General features: G+C 43.6%; 1 protein-coding gene and 1 pseudogene. Both read left to right on the plus strand.

Going from position 1 to position 1,036, the window contains the following annotated elements; all coding sequences use genetic code 11:
- Positions 1-381 (plus strand): annotated as a pseudogene (locus ACP45E_RS21415) (O-antigen ligase family protein); the annotation flags it as partial.
- A gap of 116 nt (positions 382-497) precedes the next feature.
- Positions 498-1,036 (plus strand): acetyltransferase (locus tag ACP45E_RS21420; RefSeq protein WP_069585520.1); only part of this gene is annotated, 539 nt, incomplete at its 3' end.

The following is a 1,036-nucleotide window of genomic DNA, read 5'->3' on the forward strand; positions in this document are numbered from 1 at the left end:
ACCGGTGTGGGCTTAGACAACTTTTTTGCCAACTACTTCTTTTATAGCTCTCATTGGGACGGTCTTAATCATGCGGTACACAGTACCTGGTTTGGTGTTCTCGCTGAAACAGGGTTTCTTGGATTAATCGTATTTTTGGGATTCATTACCTCTCTGATACTTAGCGCCAGAAAGACACTGGCCGCTATTGCCCAAAACCCAAACCAATATTCAGTTAACCTCACTGTCGCTGCAAACGCTGTGTATGCAGGCCTATTAGGCACCATCGTTTCTGGCACCTTTCTGACTCAAGGGTTTAACTGGCCAATTTACATACTGGCTGCACTGACTGTCGCGGTTGCCAATATCGCTCAAAATAGTTCTCAAAATGAGAATCAATAAACAACCACCTCAAAAACCTGACTTAACAACATCTAACCACCTGTAAATTAAGCACTTATTTTATGGCACGTTCTGTGTAATGGCTATAGTCATTGGAACAATTGTCAGGTGAACCTATGCTAGATATCCACACTAATAATTTGAAAACCTGGTTACAATGCCACCCTAACCCGGCTTTTCGTCATGTTTTTTTGATTCTCAAAAAGATTCGCATGTTTGAAATCCCCACGCCTCAACTTTTTAACAAAGCTGTCTACCAAATTTATAAGTTCGCCTCTTCATTTTGGAGTTCGCTGACGCGTGTTTTTTTCCACACTCCAGCGTTCAAAGGTCGACTTAATCACTATGGTCGTGGCTTGTACCTTTATGGAGGAATCCCATTTGTATCAGGTCCACTCAAAATAACGCTAGGCGATGATTGTCGAATCTCAGGGCAAACCACATTAAGTGGACGCTCTCTAAGCCAAAACCCACACCTTAGGGTTGGCAATAATGTCGACATCAGCTGGCAAACCACCATTGCGGTAGGTCGAAACGTCATACTAGAAGACAACGTCCGTATCGCTGGTGGTGGATTTTTATTTGGCTATTCCGGTCATCCGTTAGATGCACGTCGACGAGCACTTGGAGAGCCTGATGATGAATCTCAAGTTGG

It is taken from the genome of Vibrio genomosp. F10 str. 9ZD137, from assembly GCF_049974785.1.
Taxonomy (GTDB): Bacteria; Pseudomonadota; Gammaproteobacteria; order Enterobacterales; family Vibrionaceae; genus Vibrio.